General features: G+C 71.6%; 20 protein-coding genes. 9 read left to right on the top strand and 11 right to left on the bottom strand.

The window, feature by feature from the left end; genetic code table 11:
• Positions 1–3 precede the first annotated feature (3 nt).
• From ACFWUY_RS30665 to ACFWUY_RS30650, 4 genes are all read right to left on the bottom strand, one after another.
• A complete protein-coding gene (locus ACFWUY_RS30665) occupies positions 4–1,794 on the bottom strand; it encodes a glycoside hydrolase family 15 protein (RefSeq protein WP_384117163.1) in 1,791 nt (596 codons plus the stop codon).
• Positions 1,795–1,828: 34 nt separating this feature from the next.
• Complete coding sequence (locus ACFWUY_RS30660; protein ID WP_384117161.1) at positions 1,829–2,656, bottom strand: SURF1 family protein; 828 nt, start codon at positions 2,654–2,656, stop codon at positions 1,829–1,831.
• A 108-nt stretch (positions 2,657–2,764) separates the two neighbouring features.
• A complete protein-coding gene (locus tag ACFWUY_RS30655) occupies positions 2,765–2,998 on the bottom strand; it encodes a hypothetical protein (RefSeq protein WP_037631103.1) in 234 nt (77 codons plus the stop codon).
• A gap of 63 nt (positions 2,999–3,061) precedes the next feature.
• Entirely contained in the window at positions 3,062–4,048 is a 987-nt protein-coding gene (locus ACFWUY_RS30650; protein WP_384117158.1) for a DEDDh family exonuclease, read from the bottom strand.
• Between the two features lie 192 nt (positions 4,049–4,240).
• Between ACFWUY_RS30650 and ACFWUY_RS30645 the strand changes: the two genes are divergently transcribed.
• From ACFWUY_RS30645 to ACFWUY_RS30630, 4 genes are all read left to right on the top strand, one after another.
• On the top strand, positions 4,241–4,954 hold the full coding sequence (locus ACFWUY_RS30645; protein ID WP_384117155.1) for a VIT family protein: 714 nt from the start codon (positions 4,241–4,243) through the stop codon (positions 4,952–4,954).
• Positions 4,955–5,101: 147 nt separating this feature from the next.
• On the top strand, positions 5,102–6,037 hold the full coding sequence (locus ACFWUY_RS30640) for a sterol desaturase family protein (RefSeq protein ID WP_384117152.1): 936 nt from the start codon (positions 5,102–5,104) through the stop codon (positions 6,035–6,037).
• Positions 6,034–6,711, top strand: coding sequence for a lysoplasmalogenase (locus ACFWUY_RS30635; RefSeq protein ID WP_384117149.1), 678 nt, complete (start codon positions 6,034–6,036; stop codon positions 6,709–6,711). The genes ACFWUY_RS30640 and ACFWUY_RS30635 overlap by 4 nt, the downstream gene beginning before the upstream one ends.
• Before the next feature lie 18 nt (positions 6,712–6,729).
• On the top strand, positions 6,730–7,773 hold the full coding sequence (locus ACFWUY_RS30630; RefSeq protein ID WP_384117146.1) for a zinc-dependent alcohol dehydrogenase family protein: 1,044 nt from the start codon (positions 6,730–6,732) through the stop codon (positions 7,771–7,773).
• Here the strand turns inward: ACFWUY_RS30630 and ACFWUY_RS30625 are convergent.
• Both ACFWUY_RS30625 and ACFWUY_RS30620 read right to left on the bottom strand, forming a co-directional pair.
• Positions 7,763–9,103, bottom strand: a complete 1,341-nt coding sequence (locus ACFWUY_RS30625) for a CoA transferase (RefSeq protein WP_384117143.1) — start codon at positions 9,101–9,103, stop codon at positions 7,763–7,765. The two genes, ACFWUY_RS30630 and ACFWUY_RS30625, sit on opposite strands and share 11 nt — an antisense overlap.
• Positions 9,104–9,186: 83 nt before the next feature.
• The gene (locus tag ACFWUY_RS30620; protein ID WP_384117140.1) at positions 9,187–10,728 is read right to left on the bottom strand and encodes a S8 family serine peptidase; all 1,542 of its coding nucleotides are present in this window, start codon (positions 10,726–10,728) and stop codon (positions 9,187–9,189) included.
• A gap of 273 nt (positions 10,729–11,001) precedes the next feature.
• Between ACFWUY_RS30620 and ACFWUY_RS30615 the strand changes: the two genes are divergently transcribed.
• From ACFWUY_RS30615 to moaA, 3 genes are all read left to right on the top strand, one after another.
• Entirely contained in the window at positions 11,002–11,376 is a 375-nt protein-coding gene (locus ACFWUY_RS30615) for a DUF485 domain-containing protein (protein ID WP_384117137.1), read from the top strand.
• Complete coding sequence (locus ACFWUY_RS30610; protein ID WP_384117134.1) at positions 11,373–13,013, top strand: cation acetate symporter; 1,641 nt, start codon at positions 11,373–11,375, stop codon at positions 13,011–13,013. Before ACFWUY_RS30615 ends, ACFWUY_RS30610 begins: the two co-directional genes overlap by 4 nt.
• A gap of 192 nt (positions 13,014–13,205) precedes the next feature.
• Positions 13,206–14,195 carry a GTP 3',8-cyclase MoaA gene (gene moaA, locus ACFWUY_RS30605; protein WP_384117132.1) on the top strand — a complete coding sequence of 330 codons (990 nt, stop codon included), beginning with the start codon at positions 13,206–13,208 and terminating at the stop codon, positions 14,193–14,195.
• A gap of 49 nt (positions 14,196–14,244) precedes the next feature.
• On the opposite strand, the gene ACFWUY_RS30600 is transcribed toward moaA, so the two are convergent.
• Together ACFWUY_RS30600 and ACFWUY_RS30595 are read right to left on the bottom strand one after the other, a co-directional pair.
• Entirely contained in the window at positions 14,245–14,460 is a 216-nt protein-coding gene (locus tag ACFWUY_RS30600) for a hypothetical protein (RefSeq protein WP_384117126.1), read from the bottom strand.
• A gap of 197 nt (positions 14,461–14,657) precedes the next feature.
• A complete protein-coding gene (locus ACFWUY_RS30595) occupies positions 14,658–15,002 on the bottom strand; it encodes a DUF3099 domain-containing protein (protein ID WP_384117123.1) in 345 nt (114 codons plus the stop codon).
• A gap of 169 nt (positions 15,003–15,171) precedes the next feature.
• Between ACFWUY_RS30595 and ACFWUY_RS30590 the strand changes: the two genes are divergently transcribed.
• Positions 15,172–15,447 (top strand): GlsB/YeaQ/YmgE family stress response membrane protein, encoded by a 276-nt coding sequence (locus tag ACFWUY_RS30590; RefSeq protein ID WP_384117120.1) that lies wholly within the window; start codon positions 15,172–15,174, stop codon positions 15,445–15,447.
• 77 nt (positions 15,448–15,524) lie between these two features.
• Here ACFWUY_RS30590 and tyrS read toward each other — a convergent pair whose 3' ends face one another.
• From tyrS to ACFWUY_RS30575, 3 genes are all read right to left on the bottom strand, one after another.
• The gene (tyrS, locus tag ACFWUY_RS30585; protein WP_384117117.1) at positions 15,525–16,799 is read right to left on the bottom strand and encodes a tyrosine--tRNA ligase; all 1,275 of its coding nucleotides are present in this window, start codon (positions 16,797–16,799) and stop codon (positions 15,525–15,527) included.
• Between the two features lie 52 nt (positions 16,800–16,851).
• Positions 16,852–18,243, bottom strand: a complete 1,392-nt coding sequence (locus ACFWUY_RS30580; RefSeq protein WP_384117114.1) for a metallopeptidase TldD-related protein — start codon at positions 18,241–18,243, stop codon at positions 16,852–16,854.
• Positions 18,244–18,325: 82 nt separating this feature from the next.
• Positions 18,326–19,849 (bottom strand): TldD/PmbA family protein, encoded by a 1,524-nt coding sequence (locus ACFWUY_RS30575; protein WP_384117111.1) that lies wholly within the window; start codon positions 19,847–19,849, stop codon positions 18,326–18,328.
• A gap of 446 nt (positions 19,850–20,295) precedes the next feature.
• On the opposite strand from ACFWUY_RS30575, the gene fabG reads away from it, so the two are divergent.
• Complete coding sequence (fabG, locus tag ACFWUY_RS30570) at positions 20,296–21,015, top strand: 3-oxoacyl-[acyl-carrier-protein] reductase (RefSeq protein WP_384117107.1); 720 nt, start codon at positions 20,296–20,298, stop codon at positions 21,013–21,015.
• Positions 21,016–21,019: the final 4 nt, after the last annotated feature.

Below are 21,019 nucleotides of genomic sequence, written 5' to 3'. Positions count from 1 at the left end.
GGGCTATCCTGCCGGGTCCTGATCCTCCCCGGCCAGCGCGAGTGCCGTGCCGACGAGACCGATGTGGCTGAAGGCCTGCGGGAAGTTGCCCAGTTGGCGTCCCGCCGCGGGGTCGTACTCCTCCGCCAGGAGCCCGACGTCGTTGCGGAGGACCACGAGGCGTTCGAAGAGCTCGCGGGCCTCGTCCTTCCTGCCGATCAGCAGGAGGGCGTCCGCCAGCCAGAACGAGCAGACCAGGAAGGTGCCCTCCTGGCCCGGCAGACCGTCGATCGCCCCCGAGTCGACGCTGTACCGGCGCAGGTAGCCCTCGTGCAGCAGCTCCGCCTGCACGGCGTCCACCGTCCCCACCACCCGGGGGTCGTCCGGCGGCAGGAAACCGACCTGGGGGATGAGCAGGGTCGCCGCGTCCAGCTCCAGCGAGCCGTACGACTGGGTGAAGGTGTTCCGGACGGGGTCATAGGATTTGGCGCACACCTGCGCGTGGATCTCGTCCCGCATCGCCCGCCACCGTGCCGCGTCCCCCGGCAGCGAGGGATCGGCCTCCAGGGCGCGCACCGCCCGGTCGGCGGCCACCCAGGCCATCACCTTCGAGTGGGTGAAGTGGCGGCGTGGTCCGCGCACCTCCCACAGGCCCTCGTCGGGTTCGCGCCAGGTGGACTCCAGGAAGCCGAGCAGGCTCAGCTGGAGGTTCCAGGCGTGCCGCTCCGGCGGGATCCCGGCCTCACGCGCGCGGTGGAGCGAGTCCATGACCTCGCCGTACACGTCGAGCTGGAACTGGTCCACGGCCGCGTTCCCGGTCCGGACCGGCGCCGAGTCGGCGTAGCCCCGCAGCCAGGGCAGGGTGGTCTCGGGGAGCCGGCGCTCGCCCGCCGGCCCGTACATGATCTGCAGGTCGGCCGGGTCGCCCGCGACCGCGCGCAGGAGCCAGTCGCGCCAGGCGCGGGCCTCCTCGACGTATCCGGCGGCGAGCAGCGCGCCGAGGGTGAGCGAGGAGTCCCGCAGCCAGCAGGCCCGGTAGTCCCAGTTCCGCACGCCGCCGACCTCCTCCGGCAGGGAGGTGGTGGGGGCGGCCACGATCCCGCCGGTCGGGGCGTACGTGAGAGCCTTGAGGGTGATCAGGGAGCGCAGCACCGCCTCCCGGTACGGACCCCGGTAGGTGCAGAGCGCCGCCCACTCCCGCCAGTCCGCGAGGGAGTGCTCCAGGGCCTCGTAAGGATCTATGAGGGCGGGGCGCGGCTCGTGCGAGGGGTGCCAGGTCATGACGAAGGCGACCTTCTCGCCGGCGGTGACGGTGAAGGAGGAGCAGGTGGAGAACTGCTGGCCCCAGGTCTTCACGGGCGGCTCGCTGCGCAGCCAGACGGCGTCGGGACCGGCGACCGCGACCCGGTGGCCGTCGGTGCGGCGCATCCAGGGCACGACCGAGCCGTAGTCGAAGCGGAGCCGCACGACGGAGCTCATCTCGACGGTGCCGCTGACGCCCTCCACGATCCGCATGAGATCGGGGGCCCTGTCCCGCTGCGGCATGAAGTCGACGACCTTGACGGTGCCGGTACGGGTCTCCCAGTAGGTCTCCAGGACGAGGGTGTCCTCGACGTACCGGCGGGTGGCGCAGGTGGTGGCGCCCTTGGGCGCGATCCGCCAGTGGCCGTTGTTCTCGTCGCCGAGGATCGCGGCGAAGCAGGCGGCCGAGTCGAACCGGGGCAGACACAGCCAGTCGACCGATCCGTCGCGGCCGACGAGCGCGGCGGTCTGGAGATCACCGATGAGGGCGTAGTCGTCGATACTTTGCGTCACGCTCTGGGCTGTTCCCGCAAGCGGCGGTGGTCAATCAGAGGGACGGAGTGGCCTGGATCGCGTCCGCGTCCTTCTCCGGAGTCCCGGAGTCCCCGGAGTCCTCGGAACGGGCCGCCGCCGCTGCCTGGTCGCGCTTCTCCCGGCGGACCAGGATCACCCAGCCGACGGGCACCCCGGCCGTGAAGAGCCACCACTGCACGGCGTACGCCATGTGGGCGCCGATCGAGTCGTGGTCGGGCTCGGGGATCAGCTCGGGGGTGTTCCCCGCGGGCTCGGGCTCGATCTGTTCGAGGTAGCCGCCGAGCACCTCGCGGCCGATGAGCTCGGCCTGCTGCCCGCTGTTGATCAGCATCACCTGGCGGTCCGGCAGGCCCTTCAGGTCCTTGATGCCGCTCGCGCCGGTCGTCTCGTCGGCCTTGAGGCGGCCGGTGATCGTGACCTCGCCCTTGGGCGCGGGCGGCACCGGCGGGAAGGAGTGCTGGTCGGCGGCGGCCGGTACCCAGCCGCGGTTGACCAGGACGACCCGGCCGTCCCGGAGGACCAGCGGAGTCAGGACGTGCACGCCGACCCGGTCGTCGGAGTTGGTGCGGCGACGGACGACCACCTCGTGGGCGGTGTCGAAGGTGCCGGTGGCCGTGGCGGGCTTCCAGTAGTCGGCGCGCGGGACGGTGTGGCCGGGGGAGGTGAGCTCCTCGACCGGGACCGGCTCCGCCGCGACGCTGTCCGCGATCAGGGCGTTCTGGGCCACCCGGCGTTCGTGCCGGTGGAACTGCCAGAGGCCCAGCTCGATCATCGTCGGAACGAGGACGAGGGCGACGAGGGTGAGGATCACCCACTGCCGGGACAACAGGAAGCGGTACACGCCGTTGACGGTACAACGTGACGAAAGGCCCCCTTGCGGCGGGTGCCGAAGAGGGCCGGAAGCCATCAGAGGATCGTTTCCGCAACGGCGGCCGGCGCACCGGCCCCGTCACACCCTGTCGACAATGCCCACCTTTCCCTCCGCGCGGGCGCAGTGACCGCCGCAGTACCAGTTGCCGTCGACCTCGACGCCCTGCCCGATGATCTGGACCCGGCAGTGCTCACAGATGGGCGCCATGCGGTGGATGGCGCAGGCGAAGCAATCGAAGACATGGACCGCGCCCTGCGCGTGGACTTCGAAGGACATGCCGTAATCGTTTCCGCAGACCTCACAACGTGCCATGCGCCACAGGGTGGGGCTCCCGGCGGGCGCGCGCAGCTCGGCACGCCCGCAGGGCGCGGGGCGTCACCCGTCTGCCGGGGTCACGTCCCGCAGCAACTGGGTGTACGCGGCCTCGTCGACGACCGGCGTGCCGAAGGACCTCGCCTTGAGGGTCTTGGAGGTGGCGGCGTCCGGATCGTTGGTGACCAGCAGGCTGGTCAGCCGGGAGACGCTGCCGGCGACATGGAGACCGGCCTCGACGGTGCGGTCCTCCAGGAGCTCGCGGTCGACGGAGGTGTCCCCGGAGAAGGCCACCCGCATGCCCTGCTTGAGCGGCTTGTCCGTCTCGTACCGGCCGGGGTTGGGGTACGGGCACGGCGGGCGCTTCCGCGAGGGACGCCAGCTGTTCGCCCGGTACGCGGCCGGACCCGAGGCCTGGTGACCGGCCCGGGGGCGCTCGGGCGACGAGGCCCATTCGGTCAGCGGCCGGCATTCGAGCAGCGGCAGCCGTATGCCGCGCTCGGCGGCCGCGTGCAGGCTCGGCCGGAAAGCCTCGGCGAGCACCCGCGCGTCGTCGAGCGCGTGGTGCGCGCGCTGCTGCACGACGCCGAAGTGCGCGGCGAGCGACTCCAGCTTGTGGTTGGGCAGCGGCAGCGAAAGCTCCTTGGCGAGCGCGATCGTGCACAGCCGCTGCCGCACCGGCGCCGCCGACTCGGCGCGCGCGTACTCCCGGGCGATCATCTGCCAGTCGAACATCGCGTTGTGCGCGACGAGGACCCGCCCGTCGAGCCGGGCCGCGAACTCCGCCGCGATCTCCGGGAAGAGCGGCGCGCCCTCCAGGACGTCACTGGTGAGGCCGTGGATCCACACGGGTCCGGGATCGCGCTCGGGGTTGACGAGGGTGTACCAGTGGTCCTCGACGTTCCCCTGGGCGTCCAGCCGGTAGACGGCAGCCGACACTATCCGGTCGTCGCGGGCGAGGCCGGTGGTCTCCACGTCGACGACCGCGTACCCCTGCGGGTAGGCGGCCGGCCACGTCGCTGCTGTCGTACGGTCGTCAAGCACGGTCATTGAGGATACGGCCCGAGACCGACAAGTCCGTCCCCGGTGCCCCCGGAATCCCCCGGGCGAGGACGGGCCGGCGCGATGCCGCGCCCGGATCCCGTCCCGTCCCGCGTACGGGCGCGCGTGCGGGACGGCAGGGCCTGCCTCCCGGGCGGGTCGGTCCCCGTCCGGCGGCCCGGCGGGTGCGACCCTCCTGACGTGACCGAACCCCCCGCGCCCGTCGAGGCCCACGCCGGAGGTCTCGGATCCCGCCTCAACTGGCTCCGGGCCGCGGTGCTCGGAGCCAACGACGGGGTCGTCTCCACCGCCGGCCTCGTCGTGGGCGTCGCCGGCGCCACCGGGTCGCGGACCGCACTGCTCACGGCCGGCCTCGCGGGGCTGCTCGCCGGTTCGATGTCGATGGCGGCGGGGGAGTACGTCTCGGTCTCCACCCAGCGGGACTCCGAGAAGGCCGCGCTCGCCCAGGAGAAACGCGAACTGCGGGAGCGGCCGGAGGCCGAGCTCGACGAACTGACCGGCCTCCTCTCCGCCCGCGGCCTCTCCGCGGAAGTCGCCCGGGAGGCCGCGGAGCAGCTCACCGAGCGCGACGCGCTGCGCGCCCACGCGCGCGTGGAGCTGGGCATCGACCCCGACGAGCTCACCGACCCCTGGCACGCCGCCGGTGCCAGCTTCCTCGCCTTCACCGTCGGCGCCCTGCTCCCCCTCCTGGCGATGGTGCTCCCCCCGGCCTCCGCCCGCCTCTGGGTCACGGTGCTCTCCGTCCTCGCGGCGCTCGCCCTCACCGGCTGGTGGAGCGCTCGCCTCGGCGACGCGCCCGCCCGCCCCGCGGTCCTCCGCAACATGGCCGGCGGGGCCCTCGCGATGGCCGTCACCTACGGCGCGGGCTCGCTGCTCGGGGCGGCCGGGGTCTGATCGGGGCGACCTGGGCGATCGGGGCGACCGGGCCCGAGGAGCGCACGCCTTGTCGGAAGGTGCCAAAGCTTGCTGACAAGCGGTCTCGCATACTTGTTGGTAACAACGTCTAGCCCCGCCCCGCCCACCACCCCTACCGTCGACGGCATGCCGAACCTGCCCGATGTCGTGCTCTGGTCCATACCGGCGTTCGTCCTGCTCACCGTCGTGGAGATGGTCAGCCACCGGATCCATCCCGACGAGGACGCCGCCGGATACGAGACCAAGGACGCCGCCACCAGCATCGGCATGGGCCTCGGAAGCCTGGCCTTCGACGCGCTGTGGAAGATCCCCGTGGTCGCCGTCTACACCGCCGTCTACGAGCTGACCCCGCTGCGCGTCCCCGTCCTCTGGTGGACGATCCCGCTCATGCTGCTCGCGCAGGACTTCCTCTACTACTGGCAGCACCGCGGACACCACGTCGTCCGCATCCTCTGGGCCTGCCACGTCGTCCACCACAGCAGCCGCAAATTCAACCTCACCACCGCCCTGCGCCAGCCGTGGACCAGCGTGACCTCCTGGCCCTTCTACCTGCCGATGATCGCCCTCGGCGTGCACCCGGCGGCCGTCGCCTTCTGCTACTCCGTCAACCTCGTCTACCAGTTCTGGATCCACACCGAGCGCGTCGGCAAGCTGCCCCGGCCCTTCGAGTACGTCCTCAACACGCCCTCCCACCACCGCGTCCACCACGCCTCCCAGGGCGGCTACCTGGACCGGAACTTCGGCGGGATCCTCATCGTCTGGGACCGGATGTTCGGCTCCTGGGTCGGCGAGACCGAGCGGCCCGTCTACGGCCTCACCAAGAACATCGAGACGTACAACCCGCTGCGGGTCGCCACCCACGAGTACGCCGCCATCGCCCGCGACCTCCGGGCCGCGGACGACTGGCGCGAGCGGGCCGGACGGGTCTTCCGCGGCCCCGGCTGGCAACCGGGACCGCCGTCCGGGACGCCGAAGGGCACCGGCCCCGACGCCGGAGCCGTTCCCGACGTCCGCACCGGCTCGGACGTCCGCACCGGCCCCGCCGTGGAGCCCGCCGCGTGAGCGCCGGAGCCGCGCCCGCCCGCGCCCTCCCGGCCTCCTCCCGTCCGCTCGTCTCCCGCGCGCTGCTCGTCGCCTTCGGGCTCGCGGCCGCCGTCGACCTGATCTCCCTGCTCGCCGGCGCCGAGCTCGGCCACCGGCTCGCCAAGCCGCTCCTGATGCCGCTGCTCGCCGCGTACGCCGTCACCCGGGGCGCCCCGAAGCCGCTGACCGCAGCGCTCCTGCTCGGCTGGGGCGGCGACGTCCTCCTGCTCTCCGACGCCGACTGGGCCTTCCTCGTCGGCATGGGCTCCTTCGCCGTCGGACACGTCTGCTACCTGCTCCTCTTCGGGCGGCGCCGTACGTCCGTACCCCTGGGGGCCGCGTACACCGCCGCCCTCGCCGGCACCGTCGTGCTCCTCTGGCCCGACCTCCCCGCCGAACTGCGGATCCCGGTCGCCGGCTACTCGCTGCTCCTCACCGCCATGGCCTACCGCGCGAGCTCGCTCGGCCTCCTCGCCGGACTCGGCGGCGCCCTGTTCCTGCTGTCCGACACCCTCATCGCCTCCGGGGTCGCCGAGTGGCCCCAGCTGCCGGTACCCGACTTCTGGGTCATGCTGACGTACATCGCGGCGCAGTGCCTGCTGACGGCGGGAGCGCTCCGCGCGATGTACGGTGAACGTCGTACAATCGACTGACAGCAAGGACCCCCCGTCATGCGCGCCACCACCATCCACGCCCCGTTCGACATGCGCGTGGAGGACGTGCCCGACCCGGTCGTGCGGGACGCCACCGACGCCGTCGTCCGCGTCCTGCGCGCCTGTGTCTGCGGCAGCGACCTGTGGGCCTACCGCGGCGAGTCCGCACGGCAGCCCGGCCAGCGCATCGGCCACGAGTTCCTCGGCGTCGTCGAGGCGGCGGGCTCCGAGGTCACCGGTTTCACCGCGGGCGACCTCGTCGTCGCCCCCTTCGTCTGGTCCGACGGCACCTGCGACCACTGCGCCGAAGGGCTCCAGACCTCCTGCCCGCGCGGCGGCTTCTGGGGCTCGGTCGGCTCCGACGGCGGCCAGGGCGAGGCCGTCCGCGTCCCCTTCGCCGACGGCACCCTCGTCAAGCTCCCCGCCGACGCCGCATCCGACGACCGGCTCCTGACCGCGCTGCTCGCCCTCTCCGACGTCATGGGCACCGGCCACCACGCCGCCCTCGGCGCGGGCGTGCGGCCCGGCTCCACCGTCGCGGTCGTCGGCGACGGCGCCGTCGGCCTCTGCGGTGTCCTCGCCGCCAAGCGCCTCGGCGCCGAGCGGATCATCGCCCTCGGCCGGCACACCGCCCGCACCGACATCGCCCGCCTCTTCGGCGCCACCGACGTCGTCGCCGAGCGCGGCGAGGCCGCCGAGGCCGCCGTCCGCGAACTCACCGGGGGCCAGGGCGCCCACGGCGTGATCGAGGCCGTCGGCACCGAGCAGTCCATGCGGACCGCCGTCGCCATCGCCCGCGACGGCGGCTCCATCGGCTACGTCGGCGTCCCGCACGGCAGCGGCACCGGACTCGACCTGTCCGTCATGTTCGACCGGAACATCGCGCTGCGCGGCGGCGTCGCCCCCGTGCGCGCGTACATCCCGGAACTGCTCCCGGACGTCCTCGACGGCCGCATCGACCCGTCCCCGGTCTTCGACCTGACCGTCGACCTCGACGGGGTGCCGGGCGGCTACAAGGCGATGGACGAGCGCACCGCCCTGAAGGTCCTCGTCAAGCCGTAGGGGGTGTCCGCACCCCGGGCCCGGCCCCGAGCCACTCCGGGGCGTCCGCGCCCGCGACGCCCGGCGGGCGCGACCAGCCCGCCGGGCCGCCCTCGTACGCGACCGGCGACAGGGCGTGCCGCAGCCGGCCCAGCGGGCCGTCCGTCTCCGTGACGTACCGGCCGGGCTCGTACCTGGGCAGCCCGTGCGTCAGCCAGTGCCCGGTCTGCGCGAGTGCCAGCCGTACGAGCCGGGTGCCGCCCTCCCGGTCCTGCTCGGTCAGCGACCGCAGCACCGCCGCCGCGAGCAGATAGCCCGTGCCGTGGTCCAGGGCCTGCGCGGGCAGCGCGCCCGGCTCCCGCGCCGAGCCCTCGGTCACGGCGATCCCGGTCGCCACCTGCACCAGGGAGTCGAACCCGCGCCGTCCGCCCCACGGCCCGTAGTCGCCCCAGGCGGAGAGCCGCGCGGTCACCAGGCCGGGCCGGTCGAGGCCGAAGCGGTCGAGCGCGCCCGGCCGGTAGCCGGTCACCAACACGTCCGCGGAGTCCAGGAGTTCGCCGAAGGCGCGCCGGTCCGACGGGCTGTCCAGGTCAAGGGCGGCGGTCCGCTTCCCGACGTCCGTGTCCGCGTGCTGGTCCGGCAGTTCGGGATTGCCCGGCGGGTCGATCCGCAGCACGTCCGCGCCGAGCAGCGCGAGCGTCCTGGTCGCGACGGGACCGGCGATCACCCGGGTCAGGTCCAGGACCCGCAGGGGGCCCGTACGGCGCCGGGGCGGGGCCTCGTCGAGCCGCTCCCGGGTCAGCAGCGGCCGCGCCGCCACCTCCCGTCCCTGGGCGTGCTCCGCCCACTCCCCGGGCGTCCGCAGGGCGACGGCCAGGCCCCCGGCCGCGTACACCGCGCTCTCGACCTCGACGGCCTTCCGCTCGCCGATCGCCGCCGCGACGGCCTCGACGGAGTCGGTGGCACCGAGCGCGGTGAGCAACGCCAGCCGGTGGTGAGGGTAGTTGGCATGCGTACGGACCCAGCCGTCCGCCGCCCGCCAGAACCGCGACAGCGGCGCGAAGTTCACCGGCGCCCGCCCGTCGACCCGCAGGTGACGCTCGCTCACGAAGGCGGTGGCGACGGCCCCGTCGTCCACCCGCACCGGCCCCGGCACTCCCGCCCGTTCGACGGCCGCGAGCCCGGCGACCGCGACCGCGGCCCGGGCCAGGTCCATCACGGGCAGCCGCGCGGGCAGCAGCCCGGAGGTCCCGCCGTACTCCACGCGGTCCACCAGGGCGGGATCGCCGCCGAGGGCCGACCACAACGACTCCGTACCGGTGCGCACCGTGGTGTCCATGCCGTTGTCCATGACCGCAGTGTGGCACCGAGTGCCATGCGAAGGGCCCCGGTGTGGCAGACCACACCGGGGCCCCTCGTTCAGGCGATCCGTGCTCAGCGGCGGACGGCGTCCAGCGCGTCGATCAGACCGGCTCCGTAGAAGCCGTTCTTGTTCGTGCCACCCTCGCAGACGGCGTCGATCTTGCCGTCGCCCTCGATGTCGTACGGGTTGGTGCAGGCGCGGTCGTCGGCCTGCGCGTACAGCAGCGCCTTCAGCGCCGCCGGGCTCGCGTGCGGGTGCGTCGACTTGATCAGCGCGAGGACGCCCGCCGCGTGCGGCGCGGCCATCGACGTGCCGGCCTTGTAGTTGTAGCCGCCGTTGACCGTGGTCGACAGGATGCGGCCGTTGACCGCCGGGGCGTCCGGGGTCTGGTACTCGGTGCGGTCACCGCCGGGGGCGGAGACGTCGATGACGCCGAGACCGTAGTTCGAGTACGACGCCTTCAGGTCCTTGGCACCGGTCGCGGAGACGGTGACGACGCCCGGCAGCATGCCCGGGTAGTCGAGGCACACCTTCGGGTCGATGACCCTCTCGACCGGAGTGGTGTCGTTCGGGCTGCTCTTGTCGACGATCGAGTCGGCCGCGAGGTCGAACTTCGAGTTGCCGGCCGCGGCCACGTTGACCGTGCCCTTGCCCTCCGCGTAGCGGGTGGCGCGGGTGACCGCCTCGATGAGCGCCTTCTGGTCGTCGTCGTTCTTGCAGGCGAACAGCCACGGGTCGGTGTAGTAGCTGTTGTTCGTGACGTCGACACCGTGCTCGGCCGCCCACACGAAGCCGCAGACCACGGCCTCGGTGTAGAAGAAGCCGTCCGGGTTGGACACCTTGATGCCGGAGACCTTGACGCCCGGGGCGACACCGGTGACGCCGATGCCGTTCTTGGCGGCGGCGATCGTGCCGGCGACGTGGGTGCCGTGGTCGCTCTCGCCCGGGTTGGGGCGCCACGAGCCGGCGGTGGTGTCCGGCTTGCCCGACACGCAGTTGGCGGAGGCGGCGACGTCGAAGTTCGGCGCCAGGTCCGGGTGGGTGTCGTCGACACCCGTGTCGATGACGGCGACGGTGACGCGCTTGCTGCCGAGCGTCTTCTGGTGGGCCTTGTCCGCCTTGATGGCCGGCAGGTCCCACTGCAGGGGCTCCAGCGGGTCCTGCTCGTCCGACGCGGTGGCCGCGGCGGCCTGGGCCTCGGCCGCGGAGAGCATCTGGGCGCCCTCGTCGACGGAGGTGTCCGTCTGCGCGGACAGCGGGGCGGTACGGGTCGCACCGGCCGACACCACACCACGCGCCGTGCGGATCGTCTTCGCGAACTCGGGGTTCTGCGAGTGGACGACTATCACGCCTATCTGGTCGTACGAGATGACCACTTCGCCGCCCGCGGCGGCTATCGCCTTCTTCACGGAGGCGGCGGTCCAGCGGCCCCCCGCGACGTTGACGACGTACGAGAGCTTCGGCCCGTTCGTCGCCGTGACGGCTGCCGCCGGTGCGTCGCTCAGCTCCGCGGCGGAGGCGGCGCCGGAGGGAAGGAAGCCGAGCGAGGCCGTGAGCGCGAGACCAACCGGCAGAGCAAGAGCTCGGCCGCGCCTCGATCCCAGATGAGCCATGGGTTCTCCACATCATCCGTATGTACTGCCCGCGAGCGGGTTTGCGCGCGGACAGGTGCATGACGAGTGAAGCTATCGCTGATCTTCCCGGCGCTTCAATGAGTTGAGAAGACTTCATGAAGATCTGTGCGAATAAATCCCTCGCGTGAACCGCTTCGCTTCCCGCTCCGTGCCGTTGTGCAGGGGAGGGGTTCCGTTCGGAACCCCGGCTCCCGCACCCCTGGTGAGGCCCCCTTGACCATGCCGTCCGCCCCCGCGTCACGAGGAGAATCAGTGGCTACCGAAGCACCGCCGCCGCCCAGAAACGGGACGGAGGCCGCAAACGCTCCCGTATCGCCCACGACGGAACAGTTCGTCGAGGTGCAGGAGGGTGCCGAGTTCGGCGAACTGCGCCGTACGTACCGTTCCTTCGCCTTTCCCCTGACCCTCGCCTTCATCGCCTGGTACCTGCTGTACGTGCTGCTCTCCAACTACGCGGGCGGCTTCATGGGGACCAAGGTCTTCGGCAACATCAACGTGGCGCTCGTCCTGGGCCTCGGCCAGTTCCTCACCACCTTCCTCATCGCCTGGCTCTACTCGCGGCACGCGGCGAACCGGCTCGACCCCAAGGCCGACGCCATCAGAAACCGTATGGAGGGCGACGCATGACCACCCCCGTCCTGCTCGCGGCCGACAGCGCCACCAGCGAGCACCGGCCCCTGATCATCGCCCTCTTCGGCGCCTTCGTCATCGCGACCCTGGTCATCACCGTCTGGGCCGGCCGCCAGACCCGCAGCGCCGCCGACTTCTACGCCGGCGGCGGCCAGTTCACCGGCTTCCAGAACGGCCTCGCGATCTCCGGCGACTACATGTCCGCCGCGTCCTTCCTCGGCATCAGCGGCGCCATCGCCCTCTACGGCTACGACGGCTTCCTCTACTCCATCGGCTTCCTGGTCGCCTGGCTCGTCGCCCTGCTCCTGGTCGCCGAACCGCTGCGCAACTCCGGCCGGTTCACCATGGGCGACGTCCTCGCCTACCGGATGCGCCAGCGGCCCGTCAGGACCGCCGCCGGCACCTCCACCATCGTCGTCTCGATCTTCTACCTGCTCGCGCAGATGGCCGGCGCCGGCGTCCTCGTCTCGCTGCTCCTCGGCATCACCAGCGACGGCGGCAAGGTCGCGATCGTCGCCCTCGTCGGCGTCCTGATGATCGTCTACGTGACCATCGGCGGCATGAAGGGCACCACCTGGGTGCAGATGGTGAAGGCCGTCCTGCTCATCGCGGGCACGCTCCTCATCACCTTCCTCATCCTGCTGAAGTTCGACTTCAACCTCTCGCAGCTGCTCGGCGCCGCCGCCACCAACAGCGGCAAGGGCGACGCGTTCCTGGAGCCCGGCCTCAAGTACGGCCTGAGCTCCGTCTCGAAGCTCGACTTCATCTCCCTCGGCATCGCCCTCGTCCTCGGCACCGCCGGCCTGCCCCACATCCTGATCCGCTTCTACACGGTGCCGACCGCCAAGGCCGCCCGTAAGTCGGTCAACTGGGCCATCGGCATCATCGGCGCCTTCTACCTGATGACGATCGTCCTCGGCTTCGGCGCCGCCGCCCTGCTCAGCGGCGACACCATCAAGGCGTCCAACAAGGCGGGCAACACGGCGGCCCCGCTCACCGCCCTGGAGGTCGGCGGCGGCGCCGACTCCACCGGCGGCGCGATCCTCCTCGCCGTCATCTCCGCCGTCGCCTTCGCCACCATCCTCGCCGTGGTCGCCGGTCTGACCCTGGCCTCCTCCTCGTCCTTCGCGCACGACATCTACGCGAACGTGATCAGGCGCGGGAAGGCCACCGAGAAGGAGGAGATGCGGGCCGCCCGCTGGTCCACCGTCCTCATCGGCATCGTGTCGATCGCGCTCGGCGCCCTCGCCCGCGACCTCAACGTCGCCGGCCTGGTCGCCCTCGCCTTCGCGGTCGCCGCCTCGGCCAACCTGCCGACGATCCTCTACTCGCTCTTCTGGAAGCGGTTCACCACCCAGGGCGCGCTCTGGTCGATCTACGGCGGACTGGTCTCCTCCGTCGTCCTCGTCCTCTTCTCGCCGGTCGTCTCCGGCGGGCCGGCCTCGATGTTCAAGGGCGTGGACTTCCACTGGTTCCCGCTGGAGAACCCCGGCCTCGTCTCGATCCCGCTCGGCTTCCTCCTCGGCTGGCTCGGCTCGCTCCTCTCCAAGGAGGAGCCCGACGCGGGCAAGTACGCGGAGCTGGAGGTCAAGTCCCTCACCGGGGTCGGCGTCGCCGCCGCCGTCAAGCACTGAGGCGTCGCCGCCGCGGCCGGGCACCCACCGGAGCGCAGCGGGTCGTATACGTTCAGCGATCACCGGACGGCCGCGTCGTAGAGTTCTACGACGCGGCCTCGCCGGTCCTCGTGACAATCTGCCCTGCTCGTTGTCCGTCCGCTCACGTAGGCTCGAACCACACGCAACCGCAAGACGGGGAGGGGGTCCACAGTGCTCATCGACACCTATGGCCGGGTCGCCACCGACCTGCGCGTCTCGCTGACGGACCGGTGCAATCTGCGCTGCACCTACTGCATGCCCGAGGAGGGACTGCAGTGGCTGGCCAAGCCGGACCTGCTCACCGACGACGAGATCGTCCGGCTGATCCGCATCGCGGTCACCGACCTCGGCGTCACCGAGGTCCGCTTCACCGGCGGTGAGCCGCTGCTCCGCCCCGGCCTCGTCGGCATCGTCGAGCGCTGCGCGGCCCTCGAGCCCCGCCCCCGGATGTCCCTCACCACCAACGGCATCGGGCTGAAGCGCACGGCCGCGGCGCTCAAGGCCGCGGGCCTCGACCGGGTCAACGTCTCCCTGGACACCCTGCGCCCCGAGGTCTTCAAGACCCTCACCCGCCGGGACCGCCACCGGGACGTCCTCGACGGCATGGCCGCCGCCCGGGACGCCGGCCTCACCCCGGTCAAGGTCAACGCGGTCCTGATGCCCGGGCTCAACGCGGACGAGGCCCCCGACCTCCTCGCCTGGGCGGTGGCGGAGGGTTACGAGCTCCGCTTCATCGAGCAGATGCCCCTGGACGCCCAGCACGGCTGGAAGCGCGACGGCATGATCACCGCCGGTGACATCCTGGAGTCCCTGCGCACCCGCTTCACGCTGACGCCCGAAGGCTCCGACGAGCGCGGTTCGGCGCCGGCCGAGCGCTGGGTCGTCGACGGCGGACCGCACACCGTCGGTGTCATCGCCTCCGTCACCCGCCCGTTCTGCCGGGCCTGCGACCGCACCCGGCTCACCGCCGACGGTCAGGTGCGGACCTGTCTGTTCGCCACCGAGGAGACGGACCTGCGGGCCACGCTCCGTTCGGACGCGTCGGACGACGAGGTCGCCCGGATCTGGAAGCAGGCCATGTGGGGCAAGAAGGCCGGCTCGGGCCTCGACGACCCGAGCTTCCTCCAGCCCGACCGCCCGATGTCCGCGATCGGCGGCTGACCCGGCGGTTCCCGTCAGGGCCGGGCCCGAGGGCCGGGCCCGGAAGGCCTCAACCCTCCTCGGACTCCCACTCCGCCAGCGGTACGACATCCTTCAGGAAGCCCCGTACCCCCAGGAACTGGGAGAGGTGTTCGCGGTGCTCCCCGCACGCGAGCCAGGTCTTGCGGCGCTCGGGCGTGTGCAGCGTGGGGTTGTTCCACGCGAGCACCCAGACGGCTTCGGCGCGGCACCCCTTGGCGGAGCAGATCGGCTTCTCTTCGCTCACTGGACCATTGATCACCTGATCATTGTCCAGCAAGGGCGATGCCGGGCAGCCACGGGGGGAGCTGCCCGGCATCGGTCCGTCGCTCCGACGGGGGATGCGGAGCGCGTAGGCAGTATGTCACGGCACATGGGGTGCGGTGCACTGGAACTTCATGATTGATCTGAGCTTTTCTTGAGCTTTCCGGCCACTGTCCGTGATCAATTCCGGCCGTGCGACGGCTCCGTCTTCCCGTCCTCCGAAGCCTCGCCCGCACCGAGCGCGGGCCGCGCCGGAGTCGGTACGAACGTGGAGGGAAGGGACGGAGTCGACTCGCGGCCCGCGTTCGCGATGACCACGGCGACATAGGGGAGCAGGATGCCCAGGGCGAGGGCCACGACGGCCACGTGCCGCTCGACGTTCCACAGCACCGCCGCCGCGATCACGGAGAGCGTCCGCACCGTCATCGAGATGACGTAGCGCCGCTGCCGCCCGCGCACGTCGTCGGCGAGCCCCTGCCGGGCCCCCGTGATCCGGAAGACCTCGGTTCCGCCACGCTTCGGCATCGCCGTCACCACCCACCGGTCGCGCCGGACGCTCCCCGGTCCGGACCTCGGTTCCACGGTACGCCCGCCCTCCGGGGACGACGAGACCGGGGCACGTATGGCGCTGTCCGACATGCGACGTATGACCGATGGGCCGAGACTGGGCGCACATGCGTACAAGGAGGCGACGATGGGTTGGTTGTGGGCGATCATCGTGGGACTGGTCCTCGGTCTGATCGCGAAGGCGATCCTGCCGGGGAAGCAGCAGATCCCACTGTGGCTGACGGTGGTGTTCGGCATTCTCGGCAGCGTGCTCGGAAACGCGGTCGCGACCTGGATCGGAGTCAACGACACCGAGGGCATCGACTGGACCCGCCACCTGCTCCAGCTGATCGGCGCCGTCGCCGTGGTCGGGGTGGGCGACATGCTGTGGGCCTCGATGAAGGGCAACCGCAGACGGGCCTAGCGCCACAGGAGAAACCGGGAGGCCCGGTACGGCACGTGACGTGCCGTACCGGGCCTCCCGGCGTGCGGGGACGGGCCTCAGCCCTCCGCGCCGGCGAACTCGATCGCCGCCAGGTTCTTCTTGCCGCGCCGCAGCACCAGCCAGCGGCCGTGCAGCAGCTCGTCCGCCGACACCTCGGCGTCCTCGGCGGTGACCTTCACGTTGTTCACGTAGGCCCCGCCCTCCTTCACCGTGCGGCGCGCGCCCGACCTGCTCGGCGCGAGCCCGACCTCGGTGAACAGGTCCACGACCTGGCCCAGCTCGGTCACCCGCGCGTGCGGCAGCTCGGACAGGGCGGCGGCGAGCGTCGCCTCGTCCAGCTCGGCCAGGTCGCCCTGCCCGAACAGCGCCTTGGAGGCGTTGATGACGGCCGCGCACTGCTCGGCGCCGTGCACCAGGGTGGTGAGCTCCTCGGCGAGCGCCCGCTGCGCGGCACGCGCCTGCGGCCGCTCGGCGGTCTGCGCCTCCAGCTCCTCCAGCTCCTCGCGGGACCTGAAGGACAGGATCCGCATGTACGTCGAGATGTCCCGGTCGTCCACGTTCAGCCAGAACTGGTAGAACGCGTACGGCGTGGTCATCTCCGGGTCCAGCCAGACGGCCCCGCTCTCGGTCTTGCCGAACTTGGTGCCGTCCGCCTTGACCATCAGCGGGGTCGCGAGCGCGTGCACCTCGGCGCCGGGCTCCACGCGGTGGATCAGGTCGAGCCCCGCCACCAGGTTGCCCCACTGGTCGGAGCCGCCCTGCTGGAGCGTGCAGCCGTAGCGGCGGTACAGCTCCAGGAAGTCCATGCCCTGGAGCAGCTGGTAGCTGAACTCCGTGTAGCTGATGCCCTGCTCGGACTCCAGGCGCCGGGCGACGGAGTCCTTGGTCAGCATCTTGTTGACCCGGAAGTGCTTGCCGATGTCCCGCAGGAACTCGATCGCCGTCATGCCGGCGGTCCAGTCCAGGTTGTTCACCATGACCGCCGCGTTCTCCCCCTCGAAGGAGAGGAACGGCTCGATCTGCGTCCGCAGCCGGTTCACCCAGTTCGCGACCGTCTCGGGGTCGTTCAGGGTGCGCTCGGCCGTCGGCCGCGGGTCACCGATCTGGCCGGTGGCCCCGCCGACAAGCGCCAGCGGCCGGTGCCCGGCCTGCTGGAGCCGGCGGACGGTGAGGACCTGCACCAGGTGGCCGACGTGGAGACTGGCCGCGGTCGGGTCGAAACCGCAATAGAAGGTGACGGGACCGTCCGCGAGAGCCTTGCGCAGTGCGTCCTCATCGGTGGACTGGGCGAAGAGCCCACGCCACTTCAGCTCGTCGACGATGTCCGTCACGACCGTCAGTCTCCTCAGGTTGTTGGTGGTACGACGACTCAGTCTAGGTGGGTCAGACCCCCTTGCTGACCGAGCTCATGTTGAAGTCGGGCACCCGCAGGGCGGGCATCGCGGCCCGGGTGAACCAGTCGCTCCACTCGCGCGGCAGCGTCTTCTCCGTCCGGCCCGCCTCCGAGGCCCGCGACAGCAGGTCCACCGGCGACTCGTTGAACCGGAAGTTGTTCACCTCACCGACCACCTCGCCGTTCTCGACGAGGTAGACGCCGTCCCGGGTCAGCCCGGTGAGCAGCAGCGTCGCCGGGTCGACCTCGCGGATGTACCAGAGGCAGGTCAGCAGCAGGCCACGCTCCGTGGCGGCCACCATCTCCTCCAGGGAACGCTCACCGCCGCCGTCCAGGACCAGGTTCCCCGCCCCGGGCGCCACGGGCAACCGAGTAAGTTCCGCCGTGTGCCGGGTGGTGATCAGGCGCTCGAGGCGCCCGTCCCGCATCCAGTCCGTCGGCGCGATCGGCAGACCGTTGTCGAAGACGGAGGAGTCGTCGCCCGAGGAGTGCGCGATCACGAACGGCGAGGACTCCAGACCCGGCTCGTTCGGGTCGCTGCGCAGCGTCAGCGGCAGCGGGGAGAGGGTCTCGCCGAGCCGTGTGCCGCCACCGGGCTTGGAGAAGACCGTACGGCCCTCCACCGCGTCCCGGGCCGCCGACGACCACAGCTGGTAGATCAGCAGGTCCGCCACGGCGGTCGGCGGCAGCAGCGTCTCGTACCGCCCGGCGGGCAGCTCGATCCGCCGCTCCGCCCAGCCGAGCCGGACCGCCAGCTCGGCGTCGAGCGCGGCCGGGTCGACGTCCTTGAAGTCCCGGGTCGAGCGCCCGGCCCAGGCGGAGCGGGAGCGGTCGGGGGACTTGGCGTTCAGCTCCAGGGTCCCGTTGGGCTGGTCGTGCCGGAGCCGCAGGCCCGTGGACGTACCCAGGTAGGTGGAGGTCAGCTCGTGGTTGGCGAACCCGTAGAGCTCGCGGCCGCCGGCCCGGGCGCGGGCGAAGGCCTCGCCGAGCGCGGGGGCGAAGTCGGCGAAGACGGCGGAGGACGTCTCCACCGGCGCGTCCGTGAAGTCGGGGGACGAGGGCACGTCCGCCACCAGCGGCTGGGCGTCCTCGGCGGGCCCGGCGGTGCGCGCGGCGTCCTCGGCGGCCCGGACCAGGGGCTCCAGGTCGTCGGCGGTCACGGCGGACCGGGAGACGACACCGGAGGCGGTGCCCTGGGCGCCGTCGACGGTCGCGATCACCGTGAGGGTCCGGCCCCGGGTGACGCCGTTCGTCGTGAGCGCGTTCCCGGCCCAGCGCAGATTGGCGGAGGACTCCTCGTCGGCGATGACGACACACCCGTCGGCACGGGACAGCTCAAGGGCCCGCTCGACGATCTCGTACGGCTTGCTGACGCGGCTCATCGTCCGGCCTCCTGCGTCGTGTTCAGGCTGTGCTTGCCCGGGTGTCGACCCCCGGACCCCCGGCAGATCTGGTGGCGAGCGCTCATCGTCCGGCCTCCTGCGTCGTGTTCAGAATGTTGACGCCCCGGAAAAGGGCGGAGGGGCAGCCGTGGGAGACCGCGGCGACCTGACCCGGCTGGGCCTTGCCGCAGTTGAACGCGCCACCGAGGACGTACGTCTGCGGGCCGCCGACCTGCTCCATCGAGCCCCAGAACTCGGTGGTCGTCGCCTGGTACGCCACGTCCCGCAGCTGGCCGGCGAGCCGCCCGTTCTCGATGCGGAAGAACCGCTGCCCGGTGAACTGGAAGTTGTAGCGCTGCATGTCGATCGACCACGACCGGTCACCGACCACGTAGACGCCCCGCTCCACACCCCCGATCAGGTCTTCGGTCGACAGACCGCCCGGATCCGGCTGGAGCGAGACGTTCGCCATCCGCTGCACCGGCACGTGCGCGGCGGAGTCCGCGAAGGCGCAGCCGTTCGACCGGCCGAGGCCGGTGAGCTTCGCGATCCGCCGGTCCAGCTGATAGCCGACGAGTGTGCCGTCCTTCACCAGGTCCCAGGACTGCGCCTCGACGCCCTCGTCGTCGTACCCGATGGTCGCGAGACCGTGCTCGGCGGTCCTGTCACCCGTCACGTTCATGATCGAGGAGCCGTACGCGAGCTTCCCCAGCTGGTCGAAGGTGGCGAAGGAGGTGCCCGCGTACGCCGCCTCGTAGCCCAGGGCCCTGTCCAGCTCGGTGGCGTGACCGATCGACTCGTGGATCGTCAGCCACAGGTTCGACGGGTCCACGACCAGGTCGTACCGCCCGGCCTCGACGCTCGGCGCCCGCATCTTCTCGGCGAGCAGCCCCGGGATCTCGTCGAGCTCCTTGTCCCAGTCCCAGCCGGTGCCCGTCAGGTACTCCCAGCCCCGCCCGACCGGCGGCGCGATCGTCCGCATCGAGTCGAACTCGCCGGTCGTCCCGTCGACGGCGACCGCCGTGAGCTGCGGATGCAGCCTGACCCGCTGCTGCGTGGTGACCGTCCCCGCCGTGTCCGCGTAGAACTTGTTCTCGTGGACGGTGAGCAGCGAGGCGTCGACGTGCGCCACGCCCTCCGCCCGCAGCAGCCGCGCGCTCCAGTCGGCGAGCAGCGCGCTCTTCTCCTCACCGGGGACGGAGAAGGGGTCGATCTCGTACGAGGAGACCCAGGTGCGCTCCTCGTGCACCGGCTCCTCGGCCAGCTCGACCCTCTCGTCGGACCCGGCCGCCGCGATCACCTTCGCCGACAGCTTGGCCATCGCCACCGCCTGCGAGGCGACCCGCGCCGCCCCGTCCATGGTCAGGTCGACCCCGGACGCGAATCCCCAGGCCCCGCCGTGCACCACCCGCACCGCGTAGCCGAGGTCCGTGGTGTCCGAGGAACCGGACGGTTTGGCGTCGCGCAGCCGCCACGAGGCGCTGCGCACCCGCTCCAGGCGGAAGTCCGCGTGCTCGGCACCGAGCGCGCGCGCTCGGGCGAGCGCCGCGTCGGCGAGCGCCCGCAGGGGCAGCGCGACGAACGAAGGATCGATCTGATGGACCACGAGCGGCCTCGCTCTCGGCGATCGGAAGGGCTGGTCGAACTGTCCCGGAAGTCAATCACGGGACGCGCCGCCGAGTCGGCGCATTGATGTGCGCCCACGGCGGAACCCGCCCCGAACCGCCTTTTCCGCAAACGGGATCGGGCGGATCGGACGAGGCTCCTCGGGATGGCGAGAAACGTATTTCCGTATCGCTCCGTGCCGTACGACCGGGCGCTCGACGACGCTGTACGACCGGGTCTCGACGACCTGTGCGCCGAGCTCTCCCGGGCCGGCCCGGGGGCCCGGGAGGCAGGGCCTCCGGGCGGCCGAGGGCCCTCCCGTACCGCCCCCGAGCTGTAGGGACCCGACAGTGACACCCGTACGCCACTGTCGGAGGTCGATTCCTCATGACGGGGGCGATACCGATAGGTTTTCGGCTACCAGACCGCTATCGAAAGGGTGATCCGTTGAGCCGCTCGGTTCTCGTCACCGGAGGAAACCGGGGCATCGGCCTCGCCATCGCCCGCGCGTTCGCCGAGGCCGGCGACAAGGTCGCGATCACGTACCGCTCCGGCGAGCCGCCGGCCGCCCTGACCGAACTGGGCTGCCTCGCCGTCCGGTGCGACATCACCGACGGCGAACAGGTGGAGCAGGCGTACAAGGAGATCGAGGAGAAGCACGGTCCGGTGGAGGTCCTCGTGGCCAACGCCGGCGTGACGAAGGACCAGCTCCTCATGCGCATGTCCGAGGAGGACTTCACCTCCGTCGTCGACACCAACCTCACCGGCACCTTCCGGGTCGTCAAGCGTGCCAATCGAGGGATGCTGCGCGCCAAGAAGGGCCGCGTCGTCCTGATCTCCTCGGTCGTCGGCCTGCTGGGCTCCGCGGGCCAGGCCAACTACGCCGCCTCCAAGGCCGGCCTGGTCGGCTTCGCCCGCTCCCTCGCGCGTGAGCTGGGCTCCCGCAACATCACCTTCAACGTCGTCGCCCCCGGTTTCGTCGACACCGACATGACCGCGGTGCTCACCGACGAGCAGCGCGCCGGCATCGTGTCCCAGGTGCCGCTGGGCCGTTACGCGCAGCCGGAGGAGATCGCCGCCACGGTGAAGTTCCTCGCCTCCGACGACGCCTCGTACATCACTGGAGCCGTCATCCCGGTTGACGGCGGATTGGGCATGGGTCACTGATCAC

The organism is Streptomyces sp. NPDC058664 (assembly GCF_042716635.1).
Classification (GTDB): Bacteria; Actinomycetota; Actinomycetes; order Streptomycetales; family Streptomycetaceae; genus Streptomyces.
The sequence above is the reverse complement of the archived record's forward strand: the minus strand, read 5'-3'. Positions and strand labels throughout refer to the sequence as shown.